Origin of the sequence: Hyphomonas sp., assembly GCF_040882205.1 — a bacterium.
Classification (GTDB): domain Bacteria; phylum Pseudomonadota; class Alphaproteobacteria; order Caulobacterales; family Hyphomonadaceae; genus Hyphomonas.
In genome coordinates this window covers 1-2,883 of record NZ_JBBEBT010000236.1, presented here as the reverse complement: position 1 = coordinate 2,883, position 2,883 = coordinate 1, and the positions used below count along the sequence as shown (strand labels likewise).

At 61.2% G+C, this 2,883-nt stretch carries 2 protein-coding genes; one reads left to right on the top strand and one right to left on the bottom strand.

Translation table 11 applies throughout. The features are described from left to right. On the bottom strand, positions 1-829 hold an 829-nt coding region (locus WEA77_RS10030), incomplete at its 3' end, for a PAS domain S-box protein (RefSeq protein ID WP_368067739.1). A gap of 513 nt (positions 830-1,342) precedes the next feature. On the opposite strand from WEA77_RS10030, the gene ccoN reads away from it, so the two are divergent. After that, positions 1,343-2,883: cytochrome-c oxidase, cbb3-type subunit I (gene ccoN, locus WEA77_RS10025; protein WP_368067738.1), on the top strand; the 1,541-nt coding region annotated here is incomplete at its 3' end.

The following is a 2,883-nucleotide window of genomic DNA, read 5'->3' as shown; positions in this document are numbered from 1 at the left end:
GGATGGGATCTGCCAGCACACGGTCGATATTCTCGTCCACCGTGATGGTGACCGGAATGTCCGACCGGTCGCGCGAAGTTCTTGTCAGGGCAATAGCGTCCACCAACAGCGGCCGGAGACTGACGGGGCGTGCGTCGATCTCGCCCCTGGAAACATAGCTGCGCAGCTTTCTGACAATCTCTCCCGCCCGCACGGCCTGCCGGGCGGCCTCCGACAGGGCTTCGCGCAGGACTTCACGGGTTTCCGGGTCCGGCGAATCAAGGAGATCCCGGCTCGCTTCAAGATAGTTGGCGACCGCCGTAAGGGGCTGGTTCAATTCGTGCGCCAGCGCGGAGGCCATGGTGCCGACGGCGCTGAGCCTCGAGAAGTGTACGAGTTCGGACTGCATCTCCTGCATGCGCAGTTCGGCGCGCTGGTGCTCCGTCAGGTCACGGATGAAAGCCGTGAACAGGAACCGGTCGTCGATTCGCGCTTCGCCGATCTTGAGATCTATCGGAAACAGGGTCCCATCCGCACGTGCCGCGATCACTACGCGGCCTTTGCCAATGATCTGGCGGTTTCCCGTACGCAAATAGTTGCCAATGTAGCTGCCATGATTGGTCCGGTCCCGGCCTGCCATGAGACGGTTGACAGCCTGCCCGATCATTTCTGTTGCTGTGTAACCGAACAGCTTCTCTGCGGCGGTGCTGAACGCAAGGATCGTTCCGCTCTCGTCTGTAACCACCATGGCGTCCGGGACCGACGCCAAAATCGATTCGAAATGCAGCTGATGCGCCGGGGCGTCCAGCTCATTGAGAGGCACCTGAAAGGCTTTGGGCGTGTCACTCATCGCCGGGATTCCCTGAGTTGCGGGCCCTCACTGCCTTCCATGAGCGAAAGGCGCAAGGCCGCAAGGCCTGCAAATCAGCTCCGGCGCCAGGCTTCTTCTCGGCTCCGGGCCAAGGCTTGCACGGCCGCCAGCAGCAAAATGCCGACGCCAATCGCTATGGCATAGCAGCCCCAGCAGTGCGCAGACCCGATCAACATACGTCCTGCAGTGTCACTGATTGCGGCTTGCGCGGAGGGACCGCACCGGAACGCAAGATAGTCTTCCAGCGTCGGCGCGTGGTTCAGAAAGGCTGCAAACTGCACGGCGCCAGCGACCAGCAGGCTGCATCCTGTTGCTGCAAGTTTCCACATGCCCGGGCTCCTTTGATCGACGCGCAAGACCTACGCCCGGTGCGACAGGCCCGCCCATAGGTAGATCCCCCTATACAGCCCGCGCAACCCCTCCGGCAGGTATCGGCAGGTATCGGCAGGTATCGGCCGACATCGCCGACACCGGCTCGCCAGAGGGGTTCCCATGAGCGCACATACTTCGGCCACCGACCAATCCGGGTGGGGCTTCAGCATAGGCACGGTGAGTGCCCTTGTTGGAGCGGTCGCGCTCGGCGCCCTCATCATCGCCGCAAACGCTGCGGACCCGATGATGGCCGCACATGCCTGGACGTTCTTCTTCCTCGCGGTCGCAGGCCTTCTGATCACGGGCCTGTGGGCGGGGTCGCTCAACGGCCGCAACCCGTTCGAGCCGGCGATCTACGAAGACACGATCGTCAAGTTCGGTGTCGCCGCTGCTATGTTCTGGGGGATCGCGGGCTTCCTCGTCGGGCTGATCATTGCCCTGCAGCTGACCTTTCCGGGCATCTTCTATTTTCCCGACTTCGGCTGGACCAATTTCGGGCGTCTGCGCCCCTTGCATACTTCGGCCGTGATCTTCGCCTTCGGCGGCAACGTTCTGATCGCCACCAGCTTCTACGTCGTCCAGCGCACCTGCCGTACGAGGCTCGCCGGCGGCATGTGGCCCTGGTTCGTGTTCTGGGGCTATAATCTGTTTATCATTATCGCCGGCACCGGTTACCTTCTTGGTGTCACCCAGTCCAAGGAATACGCCGAACCGGAATGGTATGCCGACCTCTGGCTGACGATTGTCTGGGTTGCTTACCTGTTCGTCTTCCTTGGGACGCTGTGGAAGCGCAAGGAGCCGCACATTTATGTGGCGAACTGGTTCTACCTGTCCTTCATCGTCACTATCGCGACGCTGCACATCGTCAACAACCTGGCGATACCCGTCAGCCTCACCGGATCTAAAAGCTATCAGCTGTTCGCAGGTGTCCAGGATGCGCTGACGCAATGGTGGTACGGACACAACGCCGTCGGCTTCTTCCTTACCACCGGTTTCCTCGCGATCATGTACTACTTCATCCCGAAGCGAGTGAACCGGCCAGTCTATTCCTACCGGCTGTCGATCGTGCACTTCTGGTCGCTGATCTTCATCTACATCTGGGCGGGCCCGCACCACCTGCACTATACCGCCCTGCCGCAATGGGCCCAGACGCTCGGCATGGTGTTCTCCATCATGCTGTGGATGCCCAGCTGGGGCGGCATGATCAACGGCGTGATGACGCTGTCCGGCGCCTGGGACAAGCTGCGCACTGACCCGGTCGTCCGCATGATGATCGTCGCGCTTGCCTTCTACGGCATGTCGACCTTCGAGGGCCCGCTGATGAGCGTGCGCGCCGTGAACTCCCTGTCGCACTATACCGAATGGGGTATCGCCCACGTCCACTCCGGCTCGATGGGCTGGGTCGGCTTCATAAGCTTCGGCGCGCTTTACTGCCTCACGCCGTGGCTGTGGAAGCGCAAGGCGCTGTTCTCCACCGCACTTGTCGAATGGCACTTCTGGCTCGCGACGCTGGGCATCCTTTTCTACATCGTTGCCATGTACGTTGCCGGGATCACCGAAGGCTTCATGTGGCGCGCCTACAATGAGTTTGGCTTCCTTGAGTACTCGTTCATCGAGACCGTGAAAGCCAAGCACATCATGTACATCATCCGCGCAGCTGG